16 protein-coding genes and 3 tRNA genes are annotated in these 21919 nt (G+C 61.4%); 5 read left to right on the forward strand and 14 right to left on the reverse strand.

The annotated features are described in order from the left end of the window. Nucleotides 1-111: 111 nt before the first annotated feature. From VVR12_RS06455 to VVR12_RS06490, 8 genes are all read right to left on the reverse strand, one after another. Complete coding sequence (locus tag VVR12_RS06455) at nt 112-2406, reverse strand: FdhF/YdeP family oxidoreductase (protein ID WP_368550343.1); 2295 nt, start codon at nt 2404-2406, stop codon at nt 112-114. Between the two features lie 966 nt (nt 2407-3372). After that, entirely contained in the window at nt 3373-3981 is a 609-nt protein-coding gene (locus VVR12_RS06460; protein ID WP_368550344.1) for an RHS repeat-associated core domain-containing protein, read from the reverse strand. Nucleotides 3982-4286: 305 nt separating this feature from the next. Continuing rightward, nucleotides 4287-5117, reverse strand: coding sequence for a formate dehydrogenase accessory sulfurtransferase FdhD (gene fdhD, locus VVR12_RS06465; protein WP_368550345.1), 831 nt, complete (start codon nt 5115-5117; stop codon nt 4287-4289). Beyond that, nucleotides 5104-5388: a DUF6457 domain-containing protein gene (locus tag VVR12_RS06470; protein ID WP_368550346.1), complete on the reverse strand. Its 285-nt coding sequence runs from the start codon at nt 5386-5388 to the stop codon at nt 5104-5106. Before VVR12_RS06470 ends, fdhD begins: the two co-directional genes overlap by 14 nt. A gap of 68 nt (nt 5389-5456) precedes the next feature. Continuing rightward, nucleotides 5457-6521, reverse strand: a complete 1065-nt coding sequence (locus VVR12_RS06475; protein WP_368550347.1) for a 3-hydroxyisobutyryl-CoA hydrolase — start codon at nt 6519-6521, stop codon at nt 5457-5459. Nucleotides 6522-6604: 83 nt separating this feature from the next. After that, nucleotides 6605-7759: a putative glycoside hydrolase gene (locus tag VVR12_RS06480; RefSeq protein WP_368550348.1), complete on the reverse strand. Its 1155-nt coding sequence runs from the start codon at nt 7757-7759 to the stop codon at nt 6605-6607. Nucleotides 7760-7762: 3 nt separating this feature from the next. Next, entirely contained in the window at nt 7763-9712 is a 1950-nt protein-coding gene (gene pelF, locus VVR12_RS06485; protein WP_368550349.1) for a GT4 family glycosyltransferase PelF, read from the reverse strand. 72 nt (nt 9713-9784) lie between these two features. Further along, on the reverse strand, nt 9785-11047 hold the full coding sequence (locus tag VVR12_RS06490) for a hypothetical protein (protein WP_368550350.1): 1263 nt from the start codon (nt 11045-11047) through the stop codon (nt 9785-9787). A gap of 379 nt (nt 11048-11426) precedes the next feature. On the opposite strand from VVR12_RS06490, the gene VVR12_RS06495 reads away from it, so the two are divergent. Both VVR12_RS06495 and VVR12_RS06500 read left to right on the forward strand, forming a co-directional pair. After that, a complete protein-coding gene (locus VVR12_RS06495) occupies nt 11427-12227 on the forward strand; it encodes an exodeoxyribonuclease III (RefSeq protein WP_368550351.1) in 801 nt (266 codons plus the stop codon). Nucleotides 12228-12306: 79 nt separating this feature from the next. Next, on the forward strand, nt 12307-13062 hold the full coding sequence (locus VVR12_RS06500) for a type 1 glutamine amidotransferase domain-containing protein (RefSeq protein ID WP_368550352.1): 756 nt from the start codon (nt 12307-12309) through the stop codon (nt 13060-13062). Between the two features lie 152 nt (nt 13063-13214). Here VVR12_RS06500 and VVR12_RS06505 read toward each other — a convergent pair. The 4 genes from VVR12_RS06505 to VVR12_RS06520 form a co-directional block, all read right to left on the reverse strand. Beyond that, nucleotides 13215-13287 (reverse strand) — tRNA-Phe (locus VVR12_RS06505). Nucleotides 13288-13342: 55 nt separating this feature from the next. Then, nucleotides 13343-13416 (reverse strand) — tRNA-Asp (locus tag VVR12_RS06510). A gap of 69 nt (nt 13417-13485) precedes the next feature. Next, nucleotides 13486-13558 (reverse strand) — tRNA-Glu (locus VVR12_RS06515). Between the two features lie 362 nt (nt 13559-13920). Further along, complete coding sequence (locus VVR12_RS06520; RefSeq protein ID WP_368550353.1) at nt 13921-14940, reverse strand: universal stress protein; 1020 nt, start codon at nt 14938-14940, stop codon at nt 13921-13923. 214 nt (nt 14941-15154) lie between these two features. Here VVR12_RS06520 and VVR12_RS06525 point away from each other — a divergent pair, with 214 nt between their 5' ends. Beyond that, the gene (locus VVR12_RS06525; RefSeq protein WP_368550354.1) at nt 15155-16531 is read left to right on the forward strand and encodes a D-arabinono-1,4-lactone oxidase; all 1377 of its coding nucleotides are present in this window, start codon (nt 15155-15157) and stop codon (nt 16529-16531) included. Nucleotides 16532-16767: 236 nt separating this feature from the next. Here the strand turns inward: VVR12_RS06525 and VVR12_RS06530 are convergent, their stop codons facing one another. Both VVR12_RS06530 and VVR12_RS06535 read right to left on the reverse strand, forming a co-directional pair. Then, nucleotides 16768-18165 (reverse strand): FAD-dependent oxidoreductase, encoded by a 1398-nt coding sequence (locus VVR12_RS06530; protein ID WP_368550355.1) that lies wholly within the window; start codon nt 18163-18165, stop codon nt 16768-16770. A gap of 206 nt (nt 18166-18371) precedes the next feature. Then, nucleotides 18372-18908 (reverse strand): NADPH-dependent FMN reductase, encoded by a 537-nt coding sequence (locus VVR12_RS06535; RefSeq protein WP_368550356.1) that lies wholly within the window; start codon nt 18906-18908, stop codon nt 18372-18374. Nucleotides 18909-19092: 184 nt separating this feature from the next. On the opposite strand from VVR12_RS06535, the gene VVR12_RS06540 reads away from it, so the two are divergent. Both VVR12_RS06540 and VVR12_RS06545 read left to right on the forward strand, forming a co-directional pair. Beyond that, on the forward strand, nt 19093-19821 hold the full coding sequence (locus tag VVR12_RS06540) for a hypothetical protein (RefSeq protein ID WP_368550357.1): 729 nt from the start codon (nt 19093-19095) through the stop codon (nt 19819-19821). Nucleotides 19822-19831: 10 nt separating this feature from the next. After that, nucleotides 19832-21757 carry a hypothetical protein gene (locus tag VVR12_RS06545; RefSeq protein ID WP_368550358.1) on the forward strand — a complete coding sequence of 642 codons (1926 nt, stop codon included), beginning with the start codon at nt 19832-19834 and terminating at the stop codon, nt 21755-21757. Nucleotides 21758-21919: the final 162 nt, after the last annotated feature.

Raw genomic sequence — 21919 nt, forward strand, 5'->3', positions numbered from 1 at the left:
CACTGAAAGGCCGCCCCACTGTCGAAAGGCCGTCCTACTGACGGCCTTTCGACGATGAAGCGGCCTTTCGGCATTTTTGCCGGACGCCGGGCCCGGCCTCACACGCGGTGGCTACATGTAGCGCTTACCCTGCGGTTCCAGGCGCACCAGCACCGACTTGAAGATCGGGGTGTTGGATTCCTTCGCGGTGGCGTCCAGGGGAACCAGCACGTTGCCCTCGGGCATGTAGACCGCAACGCAGTCGCGGGCGTGATCGTAGGAAACGCAACGGAAGTTGGGGGCACGACGCTCGCCGTCCTCCCACACCGAGACGATGTCCACGATGTCACCGTCGGCCAGGCCGAGCTCCGCCAGGTTCTCGGGGTTGACGAACACCACGCGGCGGCCGTGGCGCACACCGCGGTAGCGGTCGTCCATGCCGTAGATGGTGGAGTTGAACTGGTCGTGAGAGCGCACGGTCGAGAGCAGCAGGTGACCCTCGGGGATCTCCTTGACGTTGGTCTGGTTGACGGTCAGGTGTGCCTTGCCGTCGTTGGTCTTGAACACGCGCTCACGCGGGCCGTTGGGCAGGTTGAAGCCGCCGGGCTGTTCGAGGCGCTCGTTGTAGCGCTCGAAACCGGGGATGGTGGCTTCGATGTGATCGCGGATCACACTGTAGTCGTCGATCATGGGCTGCCAGAAGTCGTCGCCGAAGGTTTCGCGGCCGATCGAGCAGACGACGTCCACCTCGGAGCGCAGGCCCAGGTCTTTGTTGGCGGTGCGCTTGCCGATCGAGGCGGAGACCACCGAGGCCGAGTTCTCGGCGCTGACCTTCTGCGGGCCGGACTTCTGCATGTCCAGGTCGGTGCGGGTCAGGACGGGCAGGATCAGCGACTTCTTGCCCGGCCAGGCGTGCGAGCCATTGGGCTTGGTGGAGACGTGAACGGTCATCTCCTGGCTGCTCATGCCATCCTGCAACACCACGGTATCGGAGGCGATGCGCACCAGGTTGCCGCCCAGCGACATCACGAACTTGTTCTTGCCGTCGCGGATCTGCTGCAGGCAGCCCACGGCGTCTTTACCGTGGTGCTTGGGCACGTCGAAGCCGAATTCCTTCTGCAGTGCGTCCATGAAGGAGTCGGGCATTTTCTCCCAGATGCCCATGGTGCGGTCGCCCTGCACGTTGGAGTGACCGCGGAAGGGCGCGGTGCCGGCGCCGGGCTTACCGATGTTGCCGGTCAGCAGGCAGAAGTTGACCATTTCGCGGATGGTGGCCACCGAGTCGCGGTGCTGGGTCACGCCGAGGGTCCAGCCAACGACCACGGTCTCGGCTTCTTCGACCATGTCTGCCACGCGGGAGACCTGTTCGGCGGAGATGCCCGAGCCGCGTTCCAGTTCCCGGTCGTCGAGGCTCATCAGGTGGGCCTTGGTCTCTTCGAAACCGGAGCAGAATCGTTCGATGAAGACGTGGTCGATGGCGTCGCGGCGGATCAGCTCGCGGTTGAGCTGCTGGAAGAAGGCGCGGTCGCCGTCGAGGCGTACCTGCAGGTACTCGTCGGTCAAGTCAACGGGGAGAACCATGTGGTGAGACTGCGGCTCTTCGAAGCTCATCAGACCGGTCTCGGGCATGGGGTTGACGGAGATCATCTTGCCGCCGTTTTCCTTCATCTTCTGGAAGGTAGTCAGCGAACGCGGGTGATTGGTACCCGGGTTCTGGCCCACGGAGATGAACAGGTCGGTAGTCTCGAGGTCCTTCATGGTGATCGAGCCCTTGCCCAGGCCCAGGGTCTGCGAGAGTGCGGAACCGGTGGACTCGTGGCAGAGGTTGCCGCAGTCGGGCAGGTTGTTGGTGCCCAGGCGGCGGGCGAGCAGGCCGAAGCTGTAGGCGGCCTCGTTGGACGCGCGTCCGGAGGTGTAGAAGACGGCCTGGTCGGGGTCGTCCAGGCTCTTCAGCTGCTCGGCGATGAGGCTGAATGCCTTTTCCCAGGTGATGGGGTGGTAGTGGGTGTCACCGGCTTCGCGGTCGTAGTACATCGGGTTGGTGATGCGACCCTGCTTGCCGAGCCAGAAGTCGGTCTTGTCGCGCAGCTCTTCGATGCTGTGCTTCGCCCAGAATTCGGGGGTTGCGCGGGTGGAGGTAGTTTCTTCGGCTACTGCCTTAGCGCCGTTTTCACAGAACTCAACGATGTTGATGTCTTTCTGGTTCGGCTCGGGCCAGGCGCAGCTGGGGCAGTCGATGCCGCCGTGCTGGTTCATCTTCAGCAGGGTGGGCACGCCGTTGTTGGGCACCGCATGCTTCATTGCATGGTAGACGCCGGGGAGGCCGGCGGCCGACTTGGTGCGATTGCCGATCTTGGGGTAGTCGTAGGCGTTGGCTTTTTCGCTCAGGCTACTGATGGTGGATACGGGATTCTGTGAAGCGCTCATGTGCCCATGTTACCTATCACGCTGGTTGATGGTAGAAGTTTTTGCTTCAGATTTGGAGTTAAGTTACGGGTTCATAGGGGTTGGCTGGCCTTCCTGCTCGACCCGGACGTCGGCGGTGGCAGCCGGTGCGACGGGGAAGTTGTGGGCGAGACACAGAAAGACAGACCAGGTCCATCGAGGGATTACCGGTTCTGCCGAGCCCGATATGCAAGCATGCACGCTTTCCTGAGTCGCATGACATCGTATAAATGTATGATCGTCAACTGCACAGGCCTTGACTACGATGTAACGGTTTTACATGAGATATCATTTCGCATCTTTATATTTTCTCTCTTCTTTGCACAATTTAATAGGCTTATAAAAAATATTTATAAATAATTCACCCCCTTAAAATAGAATTTATTTAGCTTATTTTAATAAATTTATAAGACTGCAACTTTAAGAGATATGTTAATCTGTTATTCGCATCTCGTTCTTTTAGACAACCTCTTCTTCCTGTGATTATTGGCGTTCCAAACAATTATGGACACTACCAGCATCCATACGGGAAAAATTAAAATAAAATGTGGGACATCGGAAGGTAAAATAAATGCCAGCGCAATTAAAACGACTAGATATACACCTATGCAAGCAAGAATATTTTTACCGTATATTTTTATTGCATCCTTCATGCAAGTGACGCCCTACCCTTGATCAAATCCGATATTTATAAACATGCTGGGCACCCTGAGAACTCAGAACACCCAGCACATACATTTCACTGAGGCAAATGTTCATTTATTATTTCGTCGATAAAAATTTGTGTACACATAGGCTGAAATGCTTAGTATCCAAAATACTATCACCGTCCAATTCCAAGAATTGGTAAAAATCGCAAGACCGAAACCAATAATGGAAAGAATTAAAATCGTTGAAATTTCAAATATTAATAATTTTTTAGATTTTCCATTTCTCATAATTAATTCCCTATGGTTGGAATAGTGGAGCCCACTTACTTACAGCCAAGCCCCCGACTCCTACCCCCCCTGCACCGGCAATCACACATCGTGTTCCCGCGACCTCAAGATCTGGATCCTCATTCTTTAACTCATTAGTGACAAGTGATCCGACAACTCCGCCAATACACCCACCTGTTATTCCTCCCACGACAGCTCCAGCGCCAGGGAGGAGTAACGCTGCAGGCACTGCAATGAAAGCGCCGGTGAAAGACCCGACAGCCGCTCCGGCGATCTCTTCCCAGAACTTTCCGGTGGGGTCGAACCCATTCACCGGATCCCCGCCAGCATACGCATACCGATTACCATTCACCGGATCCAACGGCGCATCCAACGAATCCTGCTGCGTCCACACACCCTGCCCAGGGTCATAAAAACGCACACCAAACAAAAACCGACCCGTACCACCACGATCCACCAAACCAAACCGATACCTCAGCGGATCAAACACATCACGCGGCACCACCGTCGTCTTCTCCTCACGAGCACCATAAGGATCAACCTCCTTATACGTAGAGGTCATACACGAGCGCGGATCCACACCGGGCACGTAGCAGTACTTCTTCTCTGACAGCGTCATCGCCTCATCGGCGTCCTGTGAACGAACATTAATGATTCCCTCGTAAGTGATTGTATTGCGGGTTACAACACTTCAGATGATATTGAGATTCTCCTCTTTGTCCAGGTCATCCCGATGTTTTAAGGTTTTTCACGAATTGATGAATGGTTATGAAGTTAGATATTTATAAACTCAAACATTTCTTATTTACGTAAACCCGTCATCAGAATTTCTTGCTTATGGGTATATAAAAATGCAGGTATATGAACATTCATATACCTGCATCTGCACAGCCACTACCGGTTATGCGCCCGGGAGGGAACCCCCTACATATCCAACTCCCCCGCGTAGAGGTTGAAGCGGTCGTCCCGAGCGAAGGCGATCAGCGTCAGCCCGGCCTCCTCGGCCATCTCCACCGCCAACGAAGACGCCGCCGAGACAGCGATCAGCGCCGAAAAACCGGCCATGATCGCCTTCTGCACCAGCTCGAACGACGCCCGCGAGCTCATCACCAGAATCCGGCCCGGAGTGTCCAGGGAATCGTTGAGCATCAGGTGGCCGATCACCTTATCCGCCGCGTTGTGCCGGCCAATATCCTCGCGGGTCACGATGTGCGTGCCGTCCGACTCGAACACCGCCGCCGCGTGAATACCGCCGGTGCGCTTGAACTGTTTCTGGTTCTCCCGCAGGCGCTGCGGCAACTCGAGCACCAGTTCGGGGCTGAGCTTGATCGGGGTGATCGGGCGGTGCCGCTTGCTCATGATCGTCTCGATCGAGGTCGAACCGCACACCCCACAGGCCGAGTTCGTGGTAGTCAACCGCAGGTTATCCAGGGTGGGCGCCTTCACGAACAGTTGTTGCTGAACGTCCAACAGGTTGTAAGTGTTCTGCCCGTCGGGGCCGGTCGCGCCGGCACAGTAACGGGCGTTCTCGACGTCCGCCGCCGAACGGATCAGCCCCTCCGAGTGCAAGAACCCGTGCGCCAGCTCCAGGTCGTGGCCGGGGGTGCGCATCGTGGTGGTGATGGTCTGCCCACCCATGCGGATCTCCAGCGGCTCCTCGGCGGTGATCGCGTCGGAGCGGCGATTGACCGTGAACGAACCGTCCTCGCGGCGGATCACCTTCGCCATCGGCGTCGAGAGATTAAGCCTGGCCATCGGCGTACTCCTCGATGGCGCGCTCCACCTGCGCGATGCGGGCCTTCACCTCGTCGGGAGCAGCCTCGCCGGCGCGTCCTACCGCAAGGCCCACCAAGAAGGCGGCCAGCGGAGCCGCCGGACGCACCGCATCGTGCGCCACATGCTTGGTCATGCCCAGCAGATACGGCATGTTCTGCTCGATCACCGACGGGGAGATCTCAAGGTTCTCGGCGACCAGGGTCAAAAACTCCTGGGCACGGCGCAGGTCGTCTGGTTTCTTCTCGCTCATGGTTCCTTCTTCTTTCCACGGGGACGGCGGAGGCTGGTCGGCCGCACACGCGCGGCCACCGCGCAGGGTTACTTCAACCCCAGCGGCTTCAAACCCTCCGGCGCGCTGTAGAACTCGGCGGCGTAACCGGCGGGCACGCTTTCCAGCCCGTCGTATTCCCACGAGGGATTGCGGTCTTTGTCGATCACCTGGGCGCGGATGCCCTCGCGCAGATCATGATGGGTGGCCGAGTTGACCGCCATGACGAGGTCTGCGTTGAGGGTCTCTGCCAGCGTCGCAGTCTTGGCGCGGCGCACGCCCACTAGCGCCATGGAGATTCCGGTGGGGCTGTTGTGTTCCAGAGCCTTAACCAGTTCGGCGGCGAATTCATTCCCGCGCTCAGCCTCAGCCACTACGCGATCGCGGATCGTCACCGGGTCGTTGCCGGCGAACGCCTTGGCGATCCAGGCGGCGTTTTCGGCGAAGCGCGAGGCCGGCGGCTCGGCCACGAACTTGTCGATGACCAGCTCGATCGACTGCGCGTCCGTGGCGGTCTGCAGGTACTTCAACAGCTCGTCGAGCTTCTCGGACGGCACGTAGTAGTCGGCCAACCCGGTCACCAGCGCGTCGGAGGTCAACGCGTGAGTGCCGGTCATCGCCATCATGGTGCCCAACTGCCGCGGAGCCGCGGAGAGCAACTTCAGCGCCCCAATATCGGGGGCGAAACCGATGATCGTCTCGGGCATGCCAACCCGCGAGCGCTCGGTAACGATGCGGTGCGATGCGTGCGCCGAAACGCCCACTCCGCCGCCGAGCACCACGCCGTCCATCAGGGCGACGATCGGCTTGGGATAGGTGGAGATTCGGTAATTCAGCGAATACTCGGCCCGGAAGTACTCCTCGATCTCGGGGTGCTCCCCGGCGGTAATGTGGCGGTGCAGTGCCACGATGTCTCCACCGGCGCAGAGCCCGCGTTCACCGGCGCCGGTGATCAGCACCGCGGCCACGCGAGAGTCGTGTTGGAAGTCGGTCAGGGCGCGGTCGATGCCCTGTAGCATCTCGAGGCTGAGCGAGTTGATGGCGCGGGGGCGGTTGAGGGTGATCACGCCCAGGGTGCCGCGCACCTCGGTGAGAATCAAAGTTTCATCGGCCATGACGGGAGCTCCTTCGCTACGGTGGGGCCAAAACTATCCCCACTCTATCGCGGAGGGCTCCCGTCGGAACCGCATGAGCCTGGTTACTCGGGTTTGCGTAGCACCACGCCGTGGTGGCCGTCGAGGTAGATAGACGACAGCGAGCGTCCCTGGTAGTCAACGTAGCCGCTGGGGATGCTGACCTTGCCGCTGCGAGACCCGGAGATGTTCGCCGCGGCCCAGCCGGCAGAGAATTCGCGCACGTAGGCGCCGTTGACGAACTGGATCTCACCCATCGGGTGGCCGAGGTCCCAGCCCTGTTCTTCGATCCACGGGGTGTCGTTGTGGGCGTCGATCCCGCCGGCGCTGATGGCCGTCCACTGGCCGCCGCCGAAGACCCAGAACGCCGCCAGCGCGCCGGTGAACCCGTAGTGCCGGTCGGAGCCGTCCGTGGACGCGCGCAGCAGGGTCAGGCGCGGCACCCACTTGCTGGCCAGCTGCACGCGCTTGAACTCGGGCGGCATCTGCGCGATCATCGCGCGGGTGGCGCTGAAGTCGAGGTAGGTGTCCACGGCCCAGCCGAGGAAGACCTCTTCGAAGCCGCCGCCGTAGGCGCTGTGCCGCTCCCACTTGCCCGGGTTTTCGCGCGACTCGGCGATGTTGGGCACCAGAATCTTGTCCATCTTGTTCAGCGCGGTGCCGGCGTCGATCACCAGGCGTTCGAGGGCGTCGTGGAAGACCTTGAGTTCCTTGGCGTCTTGGATGGGCAGGTTCAGCCCGTAGTAGTCGCCGTGAATATCGTTGTCGGCCATCACACCGTCGAAGGGTGAATCTTTGAGCATCGCGCAGACGTTCTCGATCCAGCGGGCGCGGTACTCAGGGTTCCACACCGCCATTTGAAAGTGGCCACCGTAGCCGTTCCACTCGATTTTTTCGCCGTTGAGGCGGCGTGCGAACCACTTTCCGCCGGCCTTTTCGGCCTCCTCCGCCTCGCGGTACGAGACGCCGGAGGTGATGTACTTGCCGGGGTTCTCGTAATTGCGGGTGGAGGAGAGGCACTTGTAGCACAGCACCACCATGGAGGGGCGCAGTTCCTTCAGGCGCGCGGCGGCGGGTTCGTCGTCGGGCTGGAGGATGGCTACCGAGTAGTGCTCGGCGGCGAATTTAATCTGTTCGTCGGTGATGTCTTGGCCGCCGTAGCGGACCCAGAGACCTTTGGTGTAGCTACTTTCAATGGGTAGGTGGGGGGCCTGAGCCATGAATTAGTTCCTGATCTTTTCCCGGAAGTCGATAACGTCATCCAGCTGCGGCGGGCGGTGATCTTCCTTCGGCGCGGAGGCAGGCTTGAAGGGGGATTCCTGCTTGGCGCGTCGCGAAGATTTCGCCTTTTCGATGAGCGGCACGGGGGCCAGGACGTCGCGATCGGGGATCTGGTGCGGGGTCTGCGGCTGTTCAACCCGTTCGGTCCGCGGCCGGATAGCCAGGGACTCTGCGGTCTCCGCGCCGTTGTGGTACTTCTCGGGCTTGGGCCCGAGGTTACCCAGCTGGCGATACAGCACATTGTAGCGTTCCATCATGTCAGCCAGCTGGAAGCACCCGACCACGCGGTCGCGGGCGTTGATGCACCACTGCTCGTAGGTGTCGGGGTAGTCCATGATCTTCTTCAGCACGTCGGCGTAACCGCGGGCGTCACCGGGCTGGGTGAGAATGCCGCAACCCTCGACATTCACGCCGTCGGTGGTGGTCAGCGTGTCTTCGATGAGCTGGGACATGCCGCCGACGTCCGTGCCCACCACGGGCAAGGACGCGCTCATCGCCTCGAGCGCGACGATCGGCTGACCCTCGTTGTAGCTGGGCATGATGAGCAGGTCGAACTGGCCGAGCATTTCGCGCACGTTGACGGTGCCGTGGAAGGTGAAGTAGTCCTCGAGTTCCTTCTCGGCGATCGCGGTGCGGCAGAGGTCGTAGTAGGCGGGCACGTGCTGAGTGGGGCCGAGCACGTCGATGTGGAGGTTCTGGTACCCCTCGTCGCGGAGCATTTCGACGGAGTCGATGAGGTCGATGAGGCCCTTGATGGGCACCACGCGGGCGATGAACACGATGCGCCAGTGGTGGTTGGTGCCCTGCAGCTCGATCTTTTCGCGGGCGATACGACGCTGGGCGTAGGCCTCGTTGACGTCGGAGATTTGCATACCGTTGGGCAACACGATGGCGCGGTCGGGTACATCCACAGGGGCGTCGAGGCCGCGGGCTTCGTCTAGGGCCTTGGGGTAGAGGTAAGTGATCTTGTCTGCGCTGGGGTAGCAGAAGCGGCCCAGTTGGATCCACCACATCGTCCAGGCACGCTGTTCCTCGTTGTTGGGCAAGGTGTTCCAGTCGCCCAACTTGACCGGCTTAGACATGTCTCGGTCGAGCAGGGTGTTGACGGTGTCGCGCACGTAGAGGTTGTGCTCGGTGAGGAAGAAGCTGGTGCCGTGGTCGCGTGCTGCCGCCGCGCCGATGAGCGAGGCGTAACCGGTGGTGTGGGCGTGGTAGACCTTCGCGTGCGGCATGCGCTCGTGGAGCAGCGCGTAGGCCAGCGAGAAGAAGGTGCGCATCAGCCAGAAGTTATCGGAGAAGCTCATGCGCTGCAGGGGCAGGCGGTCGAACATGACCTTCATGAACTCTTTGGTGCCCAGTAGCGACCACAGCGGGTAGCGGCGGGTCTTGGGGTTGAAGCCTTCGTCGTACATCTCCCACAGCGGGTTCACGTCGGCGTCTTCGTAGAGGGCGAAGAGGGCGTCCATGAGCTTGTGCGAGGTGGCGATGCGTTCGCGGCGATTCATCTTGAGGTCTTTGTCGGCGTTGGCGAAGCCGTCGCGGTGCTCTTCCATGCTGAGGAAGACGGGCTTCACCCAGGCGACGTTCTCGGGCATGCCGTAGAGGTCTTCCAGCGGTGAATCGGTGTCCCAGGCGATGTGGATGATGCCGTAGGTGATGTCGGGGTTGGCGGTGATGATGTCGTGGACCACCGCGGAGACCCCGCCCTTGAGGTAGGGGTAGGTGGATTCCATGACGATGGCGACGTCAACGTCGGGGTACTCGGGGTCGGAGTAGTGCTCGCCGGCCGGGGGCAGGCGCAGTTCCTTGAACGGGGAAGCGCCCTCGGACTGCCAGGGCGCCACTTCTGCGGTCATGGGATCGGTGGTGTGGTCTTGGTTTGAGGTATGCATCGCGGTCATGGTGCTTTTTCTCAACATTCTGTGGGTCGGTGCGAAGTTGCCAGGCGGGCGTTGCGGCGTGAGCTACCAGCTCATCGCGTGCTTCCAGAACAGGTCGTAGGCGGGGGCGGACCAGGTCTTGCGGAAGACCAGGTAGCTGGCGATGGCGATGAGAATTTCGCCGCCGAGGATGATGTAGTACCCGCCGATGTTGGGCATGATCGAGAAGGCCATGATGCACAGCAGCAGGTGTGCGCCGCCGATGATCTGGGGTGCTACGTGGTTGCCCATGTAGTCGACCTGGTAGCTGAAGATCGCGGCGGTGAGGAAGAAGAACGACGTCAGGATCACGACCAGCGCCAGCGCGAAGGACTGCGGGGTGGCGAAGTACATGATGACGGCGGTCATCACCGAGGTGGCCAGCGACAGGATCAGGGTGCGGTGGGTTGCCGCGTGCACGCGCTTGGAGACGCGGGTGGCAAAGCGGTCGACGAGCGGGTAGCTGGTGTACTCGATCAGTCCGCGCAGCTTGGCGATGGAGCGGTCCAGGCCCATGGCTTCGGCGGCGAAGAAGTAGTTGTAAGCGATCACCGCGGGGATGAGGCCCATGTACACGGCGATGACGTCCATGGTTCCACCCTGTGCGGCGAAGAGGAAGTACTTGTCGGCCCACAGCACGGCGCCCATGAGGAAGCCGCGGACCGCTTCGCGGGTGAGCGTCAGCGCGGGCAGGCGGCGGAAGGTGGTCAGGTAGCGCAGGTACTTGCGCATGACGATCAGCTGGACGATGATGCCGGCTACCGGGGGCAGGAACCAGACGGTCGGGAAGAACAGTAGCGCCATCGAGTAGGCAACCCAGGCGGCGGCCCAGTAGGTGCGGTTGGTGGGGATGTTGGCGATGACCAGCAACTGACCGAAGGCCATGTTGAGGAAGCCGAGGATGAGGTAGGCCAGCAGGGCCGTCCACGTCCAGTTCAGGGCGAAGAAGAGGGGCAGACCGAAGACCAGGAGCACGGGCACCATGGCCACGCAAGTGGCGAGCCAGTACTCGCAGAAGCGCTTCATACAGGAGTTGAGTTCTTTCTCTCCCAGCAGGTCTTCCATGGCCTTGTAGATGGGTAGGCAGACGCATTGGCTCATCCACGGCACGGTGATGGAGGCGGCGAGCACGATCTGGGTGAGGTTGACGCCGCCGACGCTGATGGAGGAGATCCGCTCGGTGACGAACGGAAAGATCAACATCAGGAGCAGAACCGGCGAGAGGTAAAGCGCGAATTGCCAGAGAAAACGACCGGTTTTATAGCGGTTTTTGGATCTTACGGTTTTTGTCACCAAAGATGTAGACAAATTATGCTCCCTAAAGTTTTTTGCCAACTAATCAGCCCCTACTAACTGATTTTTTGTCCCCCGTGCACATTTATTTGTCCCCTAAATGAGCGAGATTGTCCCCCAATTTGTCAGAATAAGTGGGGTCTCACTAGGCATAACAATTCACGAGTGATCAGAACCCGACTCTACCGCTAATTGTGCCCGCGTGGTCGATTGTTGATTTAGTTTGCTTAAAATTAATAAGTCTTTTAGATCACATGCAGGCAATTCTCATCGTTCCCCGTGTTTGCTCAGGTTTTTATTCAGAAAAAATAAGGGACCCCAATAAATGTGCCCTCAGAACGCACAGAGTTGCCCGCCGTAGAGGGGATCCCGGCGCGGCCTGTACCCTGGGAGCATGAAGATTGCCACCTGGAATGTGAACTCAATTCGTGCCCGCGCCGACCGCGTCGAGGAGTGGTTAGACTCCTCCGGGGTAGATGTGCTGGCCATTCAGGAGACCAAGACCAAAGACGAAACCTTCCCCTACGAGATTTTCGAGTTCATGGGGTACGAGGTGGCACATTTCGGCCTCAACCAGTGGAACGGAGTGGCGATCGCCTCCCGCGTGGGCCTCACCGACGTCGTCCGCGGGTTCGATGGTCAGCCCGCCTTCGGCAAGCCGGGTGAAGACGAGACGGTCGAAGCCCGCGCCCTCGGCGCCACGTGCGGCGGGGTGCGCGTCTGGAGCCTCTACATTCCCAACGGGCGCGGCATCGACGACCCACACATGGCCTACAAGCTGAACTGGCTGGGCAAGCTACGCGAGAACGTGGACGCCTGGCTCGCCGAAGACCCGCAAGCCCAGTTCGCGCTGGTGGGCGACTGGAACGTCGCACCCCGCGACGAAGACGTCTGGGACATCGACTTCTTCCGGGAGAACAACCTGACCCACGTGACCGCGCCCGAGCGTGAGGCCTTCCACTCGTTCATCGACGGATCCAGCCTCGTGGACGTCGTACGCCCCTACACCGAAGGGCAGTACACCTACTGGGACTACACCGGCGGGCGCTTCAGCAAGAACGAAGGGATGCGCATCGACTTTCAGCTGCACTCCCCCGCGCTGGCCTCCCGCGTGGTCGCAGCCGAGATCGACGTCGAGGAGCGTAAGGGCCAGGGCGCCTCGGACCACACTCCGGTGGTTGTAGAAATCGACTAGTGTCGAGCGGCCTTTCGGGGAACGTACAGCCAACAGGACTAAGCTAGTAAGCATACGTAGTTCTCAGAAAGGACATCTCATGACAAACGTATTATTCGTTGTCTCAGCGGCAGATCACTGGACCCTCAAAGACGGCTCCGAGCACCCCACCGGCTTCTGGGCCGAGGAGCTGGCCGAGCCGCACCGCATCTTCACCGAGGCCGGTTTTGACGCCACCATCGCCGCACCGAACGGCGTAGCCCCCACCCTGGATCGCATCAGCATCGGTCCCATGGGCGGCTCCCGCTCCAAGCGCGAGAAGATCGTCGACTACCTCAAGAAGATCAAGGACCAGATCGACCACCCGGTGAACCTCTCCGAGGTTAACCACGAAGAGTACGACCTGGTGTTCTATCCCGGCGGCCACGGCCCCATGGAAGACCTCGCCACCGACCCCACCAGCGGCAAGATTCTGCTCGAGCGCGCCCAGTCAGGACGCACCGTCGCGGTTCTCTGCCACGCACCGGCTGCGCTACTGGCGGCGAAGACCAACACCGGCAACGCCTTCGCCGGCTTCCAGGTCACCGGCCTTTCCAACCTCGAGGAGCGCTTCAACCCCTTCTCGTTCAAGGCTAAGTGGCTATTGGAGGACGCCCTTAAGGACGCCGGGTTGAAGTACGAGAAGAACAAGCTCCCGTACATGAGCAAGATAGTCGTAGACCGCAACCTGTACTCGGGCCAGAACCCGCAGTCGTCGGTCGCACTGGCCGAGCGTCTGGTGAAAGACCTGCGCTCCGATGTGAAGACCACCGGTTTCACCGAGAAGAACGAGCTTAACGCGGGTAATGCTCAGTAGTACGACCGTGGCATCGCGCCTTCTCGGCTAGCGATAGAACGTGAAAAAGCCCGGTGGGTCGCTGATTTACTCAGCACCCACCGGGCTTTTCTCACACAGAAACTTAAAGAAAAAATCCACTCGCACGTTAGAAGCCCATGCAAGTGGATTTGTGGCTCCGACCGGCGTCGATCCGGTGACCTTACGATTTTCAGTCGTACGCTCTACCAACTGAGCTACAGAGCCAGGCATACCCTTAGATATGCCACGACCGCGTTATTCAATGAATACGCGGTCAAAGCGACCCCGACGGGACTTGAACCCGCGACCTCCGGCGTGACAGGCCGGCGCGCTAACCAACTGCGCTACGGGGCCATTCGTTGATTGCAACAGAGTGAAACTCTACTTCATTCAACGTGGCTTAGCAAATCCGAAGATTTGCAGTACCCCCAACGGGATTTGAACCCGTGTTACCGCCGTGAAAGGGCGGCGTCCTAGGCCGCTAGACGATGGGGGCCTGGTCTCGCTTGACCTGATTTCTCAGGCCGTCGTTCGAACCTCAACTAGCTTACGACACAAAATTGACCGGTGCAAACCTGAAATTCACCGCAACCTCACCCGATGCTCAAAAATGCGTAACCTACATCTCTTTTTCGGTGGTGACCCAGGTCGTACAAGGGTATGAAAACCGCTAAAAATCAAGGTAGACGACTCACCCGCAAGCCCCCAAAAATTTTTTAAACTTTTTTCGAAAAAGCGAACAGAGGAGCTCCGTCGGTGCTCTGCAACCTCAAAAGGTGGAGAGAAACCGGCGGCACTCCTCTGCCGTGCATACTCAAAAATTCTGTGTTCAGCTTACCGCGCTGAACCCGGGGCAGGCTAGCCCCAGGTAATACCCGCCGTGGGGGCGTCCTTGGTGCGGTCGTCCTCAATTTCGGGAACGATCATCACCGGGATCTTGGTGTTATGCAACACACCCTGTGAGGTCGAGCCAAGGAGCATGCCGGCCACGCCGCCGCGTCCACGGGTACCGACGACGATCAGGTCGGCACTTTCGGCTGCCTCGAGCAGAACGTGCACCGGGGAGCCGTCGATCAGTTTGAACTCGATCTCCAACTCGGGGTAGATCTCGCGCAACCAGAGTGCCGCCTCGCGCTGCAGGTTGGCGATCTCCTTGTACATCGCCTCGAAGTCCACCGCCGCCGGCACCCAATTCAGGGCTCCGGTGTAGGGAGCCAGCGCGTTGACGAGAATGAGCTTCTCGCCGCGCAGGTTGGCTTCGTCGGCGGCCTTCAAGATGGCCACGCGAGCCTGGTCTGAGCCGTCCGAACCGACGATGATCGGGCCTGGGGTATCGAGCACCGCCGGGTTGTTTTCGATCTCCTTGCCGTAGGACGCCGGGACCGCCACGGTCGGGCAATGCGCGTGCGCGGGCAGTGAGGTGGAAACGGTACCGAGCAGACGGCCCAGCAGGCCACCGTTGGAGCGGGAACCTACCACCATCAATTCGGCCCGCTTGGAGAGCTCCAAGAGAATGCCGGTGGCGTCCCCGGTATCTACGGTCGCACGCAATTCGACGTCGGTCTCCCCCACGCGGGCGTGCGCCTCGTCAAGAATCTGTGCCACACCCTCGCGCAGGGCCTCTTCGTCGATCATCGAGTAGGCGTCTGAGTAACCACCGGTGAAGGTGGGTAACGAGTAAGCGGTGACCAAGCGAACGGGAAGGTTGCCGCGGCGCTTTGCCTCGCCGACGGCCCACTTCAAGGCCCCATACGACTGCTCGGATCCATCGATACCCACGATGATCTCGCCGGAGATCTGTGTGAGGTCCTGGCCGGCGTCACGGGCGGCAATAGCCTGGCCCCCGAAGGATTTCTGGGAGAGTTCGCGGTCGGTCATGGTTGTCTCCTTATCTCGAAGAAACCCCGGCCCTCCTTGCCCATCTGGCTTCTTTTCCTAAGCCAGGGTTTACATTAACCAGTCTAGTCCGATGTGCGCTAGCTGACACTCTCCGCCTCGGCGGGGCACACATTTTGCGTTCACCCACTCCCGGCCGGTCGCCTCCAGTGAGAGAATAAGCCCAGAACCGACCGCGTCCGAAAGGATCACAACCGTGGCCAACGATCGATCAACCAGCCCCGCCACACCCGAATCCGCCCCACCGCAGGGCGAGGGGTACCGGTGGCAGACCTGGGGGCACCGGCACGCGTCCGAACCGACCCAGGTGTTCGCCCCGCGCAACGCCGCCGAAGTGCAGCACCTGGTCGCCGAAGCCGCCGCGGCAGGGTCGCAGCTGAAAGTGGTGGGGGCCTCGCGATCGTCCTCGGCTATCGCCCAGCCCACCGACCGCATGCTGAGCCTCGCCAACCTCGTCGGGGCCACCGAGGTGAACGCCACGGCCGGCACCGTGACGTTCTGGGCGGGCACCACGGTGCAGCACGCCAACAAGATCCTGGCCAGCTACGGGCTCGCCTTCGAGAATCTAGGACGCCTCGGGCAGCAGACGCTGGCCGGCGCGGTCTCCACGGGTACGCACGGCACCGGCCTGGGGTATGGCATCTTCTCCACCCAGGTGCTCTCGTTGCAGCTGGTAACCTCCACCGGCGAACTTATCGAGTGCTCAGAAACGCACAACGAAGAGATCTTCCGGGCCGCCCTGGTGGGCTTGGGTGCGCTGGGCGTGATCGTCTCGCTGACCTTCCGCGTGGTACCCATGTTCCGCGTGCACGCGGTGGAACGCGGGCACCAGCTCAAGACCATCGTCCACAGCTTTGCCGAGCGCTCCGCCGGGGCCGACCACTACGAGTTCGCCTGGTACCCCGGTTCGCACACGGTACGCACCCGGCGGTTGACCCGCCTGCCGCTACTCACCGAGGGTTATATGCCTCCCTCGGCACGCATTTCGCAGGCGCGGCGCTACGGCCGGGACTACGCCCTGAGCAACGGTCTTTTCGAGGCTGCCAGCCTGGTGGGGTCGAAGTGGCCGGCGGCGCAGGCGACCGTGAATAAGGTGGCCAACTTCGCGCGCACCAACCGCCGCTACGCCGACTTGGCGCCGGCGGTGTTCGTGGTGGATCGCCGCGTGCAACAAAACACGATGGAGTACGCCTTCGACCTGACCGAGTTCGAATCGGTGATGGGTGACGTGCAGCGCGCCCTGGAAAAAACGCAGGTCAGCCCCAGTTTTCCGCTAGTCGTCACCACCTCGGCCGCCGACGACTTGCCGCTCTCCCCGGCGTTCGGCCGCCCCACCGTCTATATTTCCGCTCGGGAATATTGGCGGAACGACGCCGCGCACTTCTTCGACACCCTGGAAGAGGTGTTCACCGCCCACGGCGGACGCCCCCACTGGGGCCAGGAACACTCGCTGACGGCGGCCGACCTGGCGCGGCTCTACCCCGGGTTCTCCTCGTTCGCGGAGCTCCGCGAGGAGATGGACCCGGAAGGAATATTCCTCAACCCCTACCTCCGCCGGGTACTGATGCGCTAGGTCGTCTGGGGTTATAGGGCAGAAGCTAGCTACCGCTCCAGCTCAAACATTAAACGCAAGGACGCCACCCGTCGGCTTCCTGAGTTCCGTATGGTTCTCGAGGGGTCAGGGGTGGCGTCCTTACGTTTAAAACTCGCGAGTCGCGTCAGCTACCATCTGCCCTCTCCGCCCAGCCCCCTCCCGACTGTGGGAGGAGAACTTAGCGGGCTGGAGCGTTAGCTAGCTTCTGCGTCGCTTTACGAACGCGAAATGCGGACCATTTCCTGTCGGTCGGTCACCTTGACGCGCTTACGCGGCTCACCCGAAGCGTCCTGCGAGGCCGCACCGAGCGACTTCTCGTGGTCGTCCAGCTTGTGCCAGCCTTCCCAGGTGGTGTACTCGATGCCCTTGGAGTCGAGGAATTCCTCGATGGCCTCGGTTTCGGGCTTGGCCGCGGTGTAGAGGTTTTCGCGGTCGGCCAGCAGGTGGGTGACGGTCTCCAGGGCGTCGGACTTGGTGGAGCCGATCAGGCCCACGGGGCCGCGCTTGATCCAGCCGGTGGCGTACAGGCCGGGAACGGGCTGGCCCTCGGCGCCGGTCACGCGACCTTCGATGTTGGTGATCACGCCGCGCTTGGAGTCGAAACCGACCTCGGGCAGTTCGGAACCGAAGTAGCCGATCGCGCGGTAGACGGCCTGCATGGGGTACTCGATGAACTCGCCGGTGCCGATGATGCCGCCGTTGCCGTCCAGCTTGTTGCGTTCCATCTTCAGGCCCACGACCTTGCCGTCTTCACCGAGGATCTCGGCGGGCGACTGCAGGAAGTGCAGGTGCAGGCGGCGGGAGGCGGTCTGCTCGGTCTGCTTCTGCTCCTCGAGCCAGTCCTTGAGCACCTTGTTCATGACCTTGATCTGGGCGTTCTCTTCGATGGCCTTTTCGGAACCTTCGTCGAACTGGAAATCTTCTTCGTAGAGCACAATGTCTACGTCGCGGGAGTGCTTGAGTTCGCGCAGCTCCAGCGGGGTGAACTTGATCTGTGCGGGGCCGCGGCGACCGAAGATGTGCACGTCGGTCACGGGCGAAGCCTTCAGGCCCTCGTAGACGTGGTCGGGGATCTCGGTGACGAGCAGGTCGTCGGCGTGCTTCGAGAGCACGCGGGCGACGTCCAGGGCCACGTTGCCGTTGCCGAGCACCGCGATCTCCTTGGCGTTCAGCGGCCATTCGCGCGGGTAGTCGGGGTGGGCGTCGTACCAGCAGACGAAGTCGGAGGCGCCGTAGGAGCCGTCGAGGTCTGCACCGGGGATGTTCAGGGTAGCGTCTTTGATCGCGCCGGTGGCGAAGATGATCGCGTCGTAGTGCTCGCGCAGATCGGCCAGGCTGATGTCGGTCCCGTAGTCGACATTGCCGAAGAAGCGGATGTCACCGCGGTCCATGATCTTGTGCAGGGCGCCGATGATGCCCTTGATGCGCGGATGGTCGGGGGCCACGCCGTAGCGGATCAGGCCGAAGGGTGCAGGGTAGCGGTCGAAGATGTCGATGGCGACCTGTACTTCGCCGTCTTTGACCTCTTTGGACTTGGTGAGGATGTCGGCGGCGTATACGCCTGCGGGGCCGGAGCCAATAACGGCTACGCGCAGGGGGCGTGCTTCAGTCACTATGTCTTCCTTTCGCGTGCGCGTTCTGCGTCTTCGGTGGTGGTAGGACGCGCGGGCTTGGTTTTTACACTGCCCACAAGTCTACTCACCGGTAGCGCGGCTATGCACCCGCGGGCGGCCCTCTGTGACGAAAAAGGACACGTTTCTGTAACTTAATTTCATCCGCCGAAATCATGCCTCTCGGCGACAGGCCGCCCGGTTCGCCCTCAGACCTCCGGGTCGAGTTCCTTGACCATGGCGCGCAGGGCGTTGTCCTGCACCTCGGAAGGCGTGAAGGTGCCGTCAGTGAAATCAGAGCCGAGATTGACGGTGACCTCGTTCTCGGCGGCGTCCATCGACATGGTCGCCACGATCTCGCGCCAGTGGGCGATCGCGAAGGCGGCGTTGCTGTAGCTGTAGCCGACAAAGCCGATGGGCTTGCCGGTCCATTCGGGAGCCAAGAAGTCGAAGGCGTTCTTGAAGGCTCCGGGCACCGAGTGATTGTATTCGGGGGTCACAAAGATGAAGCCATCGTAGGAGTCGACCACGGCAGACCACTTCTGCACGCGAGGATCCTCGTACTTGCGCTCGGCCTGACGCGGGGAGACGGGGCTGTTGAAGATGGGCAGGTCGAAGTCGAGCAGGTCCACCTTTTCAAAGGTCAGCGATGAACCGAGTTGCGCGGCCTGTTCGGTGACCCAGTGGGCGATCTGTTCGCCCACGCGACCCTGACGTACGGAACCAATGATGATGGCGATCTTCATGCCCCTCCTTTAAAAATTGTTTACTCGTAAACTACCCATGTTGAGAATACCGCCCGGATACACCCCGGGGAAAGTTCTGTTAAGTGACTTTCACTAAAAATATTTACCCTCGTCACCCCATAGGCATCGGCGGCTCCCCTAGAATAAGACGTACCTCACACACCTACCCCGAAGAGGTCACACCATGAGAACCATAACCCGCTCCCTGAACCTCCTCGCCGTATCGGCCGTTGCCGCACTCGCCCTGGCAGGGTGCAGCTCCGCCGAGAAGGACGCCGCACCCGCGTCCAACACGGAACCCTCCCCCGCACAGGCCTCCGCCAGCGCCACCGCGAGCGCCGAGGCCTCCACCGGCCCGGCCTCCGCCGCCTCCTCTACCGCGACCGCCACACAAGAACCTCAGCACACCGGTGAACCCTCCCACCCCAGCCAGTCCCCGGTGACTGCGGTGCCTGAAGCCTCCCCGACCGAGACCCCCGTCGGCGCGATTCCCGAGGCGTCTTCTACGCAGACCACCAAGCCCGAACCGGTCGCGGCGGGTAGCGCCGACGTAGGTATCTTCAAGACCGAGATCACCGAGGCGACGTTGGGTAAGGTGGAGTCACCCATCGGCCACGAACGCCCCGGCTCCCCCGCGGTGCGCGTGACCCTGAAACTGACCAATACCGGCAAGGAACCGGCCAACGCCTCGACCCTGAGCTTCCCCATCGCCGTCATCAACGGCCAGGAGATCCCCGGCGGAACAGACACGAAGAACCCCGACCAGGCGGTGTTTGGCGTGATCGCACCGACCCGCTCGCAGGAGCTCGAGGTGGTCTTCCCCACCGACCAGAAACCCCAAGAAATCACCCTCAAGCTGGCCGACCCGGCCAACCCCAATACCACCCACACCATCACTCACTCCGTTCGATAGGACATCCCCCATGAAGATGCGTATCCCCCTGAGCATCACCACCGCCGTTCTGCTGGCCACCTCCGCGGCGGGCCCGGTTCTGGCGGCGCCCTCCCCCGCGCCCGCCCCTTCCGCGACGGTTGCGCCGACGCCCGCCACCGCAGCTACGGAACCGGCGGCCACGGCACCGACCACCGCAACCCCGGTCACCACAACTGCGACCGAGACTCCTTCGACCGCGCCGTCGACTGCACCCACCGCGACCTCCTCACCGGCTCCGGCAGAGACCCCCGCGGCGACGTCCACCCCCGCTGAACAGCCCCGCCAGGCTGCGGCCGCGATTGTCACCCGCGGCGCCATTGGGGCACGTTACGCCGCAGACGGTGGCCCCAACGCCAGCTACGGCCAGCCCATCACCAACGAGGTCTGCGGCCAGGCGCTGAACTCTTGCTACCAAGATTTCGAACGCGGCACCCTGACCTGGTCGCCAACCACCGGCACCCACCTGGTCACCGGCGCTATCCAGGCCAAGTGGAAGGCCGCCGGCGGTAACAATTCACCCTACGGCGTGCCCGCCTCCGACGAGATCAAGCAGTCCGGCGGCCAGGCCGTCGAGCAGCTCTTCGTCGCACCCGGAGGCAAAGACGGCGCCATGTACTGGACCCCGTGGGGCACCGGCACCCACTTCGTGAACTTCTCCGGCGGCATCGGCGGGCACTGGGCCAAGGATGGCAACTTCCGCGACGCCGCCCGCTACGGCTACCCCACCTCGGACGAAACCTGCGGCTTCGCGCAGAATTCCTGCTTCCAGCGGTTCAGCGCCGGCACCATCGTCTGGACGCCGACCTACGGTTCGGTGCGCATCGGCGGCGCCCTGCGGAGCAAGTGGGAGGCCGACGGCGGCATGCAGGCCCCCTACGGTGTGCCCATCAGCGACGAAACCGTGTTCTCCAACGGGGCTGTCGCCGAGCAGATCTTCAAGTCGGCTACCGGGCAAACGAGCGGCCTGTACTGGTCTAACTGGGGAACCGGCACGCACCGGGTGAACTTCGCCGGGGCCATCGGGTCTTTCTGGGCCGATAACGGTAACTTCCGCGCCGCCGGCATCGACACCCCGCAGCGCTACGGCCTACCGGTCGGCGAGGAGACCTGCTCCAACGGGGATTGCTATCAGAAGTTCCAGTACGGCGTGATCACCTGGAACGCTTTCGGTGGCGGCACCACGGGTATGCAGGCGCAGAAGTGCCAGGTCTTCAACGACGGCCGTTCGAAGTACTCCGCCCAGGGCGCCAACCGTGTGGCCCTGGCCTTGGCGCCCCGTTACGCGCAATACCGCGGTGACAACGTGGCCGCGCACGGTTCGTTCTGGTCGTGCAAGAACGTCTACGGTACCTACGTGCTGGATTGGCGCACCGCGGCCGCCTACGGTGAGAACGGGTTCTTGGCGCCGTGGCGTCAGATCAAGGACTTCCGCACCGGTAAGTTGCTGCCGCCTGGCGTCACCGGTGACACCCAGTCCGCCTACAGCCCCACGGGTTCGTACACTTTCTCGAACCCCTTCGGTATCGCGAACCCCGGTTCGGGCTTTCCCGGGTACCACACGGTGAACAGCGCCTCGCGTTGGGGTGGTGACATCAACACCTGGTACTACAACTCCTACATCGAGAACGCAGGGCTGGGATTCCCCAACGAGAACATGTGGTACTTCGCCACCCGCGGTGATTACCGCCAGGGCATCTTGATCAATTACAACAAGTCGGACGACGGCACCCGCACTCTCAACGGCGAGGCCGGTTTCGCGATCATGCTCCACACGATCCCCTACACCAGCAGCGTGGATCGTTACCAGACCTGGGGTTGCATCGCGATCGCCCCCGAGCGCATGTCTCAGTTCTTGCGCGAGGGCCGCCCCGGCGACCGCATTGTGATGGGTGTGGAGTCTGAGGTGTTGCGCTAATAACAGAGAAGATCCGCCATGATGGCGCTACCGCTTTGTGGGGTATTACCCGGTGACCGGTACTCCATTGCATTGAGATATCGGTTTTCAATGTTGCAAAAATACTATGGTAGCAATCATCGGAAGAGAGGCATCGAATTGAAAAATTTTTTAGATTTCATT

The sequence above is a fragment of the Rothia sp. LK2588 genome, from assembly GCF_040946465.1.
In the GTDB taxonomy this organism is placed as follows: domain Bacteria; phylum Actinomycetota; class Actinomycetes; order Actinomycetales; family Micrococcaceae; genus Rothia.

Bases quoted from the DNA above. Each gene is read 5' to 3' on its own strand.
- VVR12_RS06455 (WP_368550343.1), bottom strand. From the start codon at position 2,406: ATGAGCGCTTCACAGAATCCCGTATCCACCATCAGTAGCCTGAGCGAA.
- VVR12_RS06460 (WP_368550344.1), bottom strand. From the start codon at position 3,981: ATGACGCTGTCAGAGAAGAAGTACTGCTACGTGCCCGGTGTGGATCCG.
- fdhD (WP_368550345.1), bottom strand. From the start codon at position 5,117: ATGGCCAGGCTTAATCTCTCGACGCCGATGGCGAAGGTGATCCGCCGC.
- VVR12_RS06470 (WP_368550346.1), bottom strand. From the start codon at position 5,388: ATGAGCGAGAAGAAACCAGACGACCTGCGCCGTGCCCAGGAGTTTTTG.
- VVR12_RS06475 (WP_368550347.1), bottom strand. From the start codon at position 6,521: ATGGCCGATGAAACTTTGATTCTCACCGAGGTGCGCGGCACCCTGGGC.
- VVR12_RS06480 (WP_368550348.1), bottom strand. From the start codon at position 7,759: ATGGCTCAGGCCCCCCACCTACCCATTGAAAGTAGCTACACCAAAGGT.
- pelF (WP_368550349.1), bottom strand. From the start codon at position 9,712: ATGCATACCTCAAACCAAGACCACACCACCGATCCCATGACCGCAGAA.
- VVR12_RS06495 (WP_368550351.1), top strand. From the start codon at position 11,427: ATGAAGATTGCCACCTGGAATGTGAACTCAATTCGTGCCCGCGCCGAC.
- VVR12_RS06500 (WP_368550352.1), top strand. From the start codon at position 12,307: ATGACAAACGTATTATTCGTTGTCTCAGCGGCAGATCACTGGACCCTC.
- VVR12_RS06520 (WP_368550353.1), bottom strand. From the start codon at position 14,940: ATGACCGACCGCGAACTCTCCCAGAAATCCTTCGGGGGCCAGGCTATT.
- VVR12_RS06535 (WP_368550356.1), bottom strand. From the start codon at position 18,908: ATGAAGATCGCCATCATCATTGGTTCCGTACGTCAGGGTCGCGTGGGC.
- VVR12_RS06540 (WP_368550357.1), top strand. From the start codon at position 19,093: ATGAGAACCATAACCCGCTCCCTGAACCTCCTCGCCGTATCGGCCGTT.
- VVR12_RS06545 (WP_368550358.1), top strand. From the start codon at position 19,832: ATGAAGATGCGTATCCCCCTGAGCATCACCACCGCCGTTCTGCTGGCC.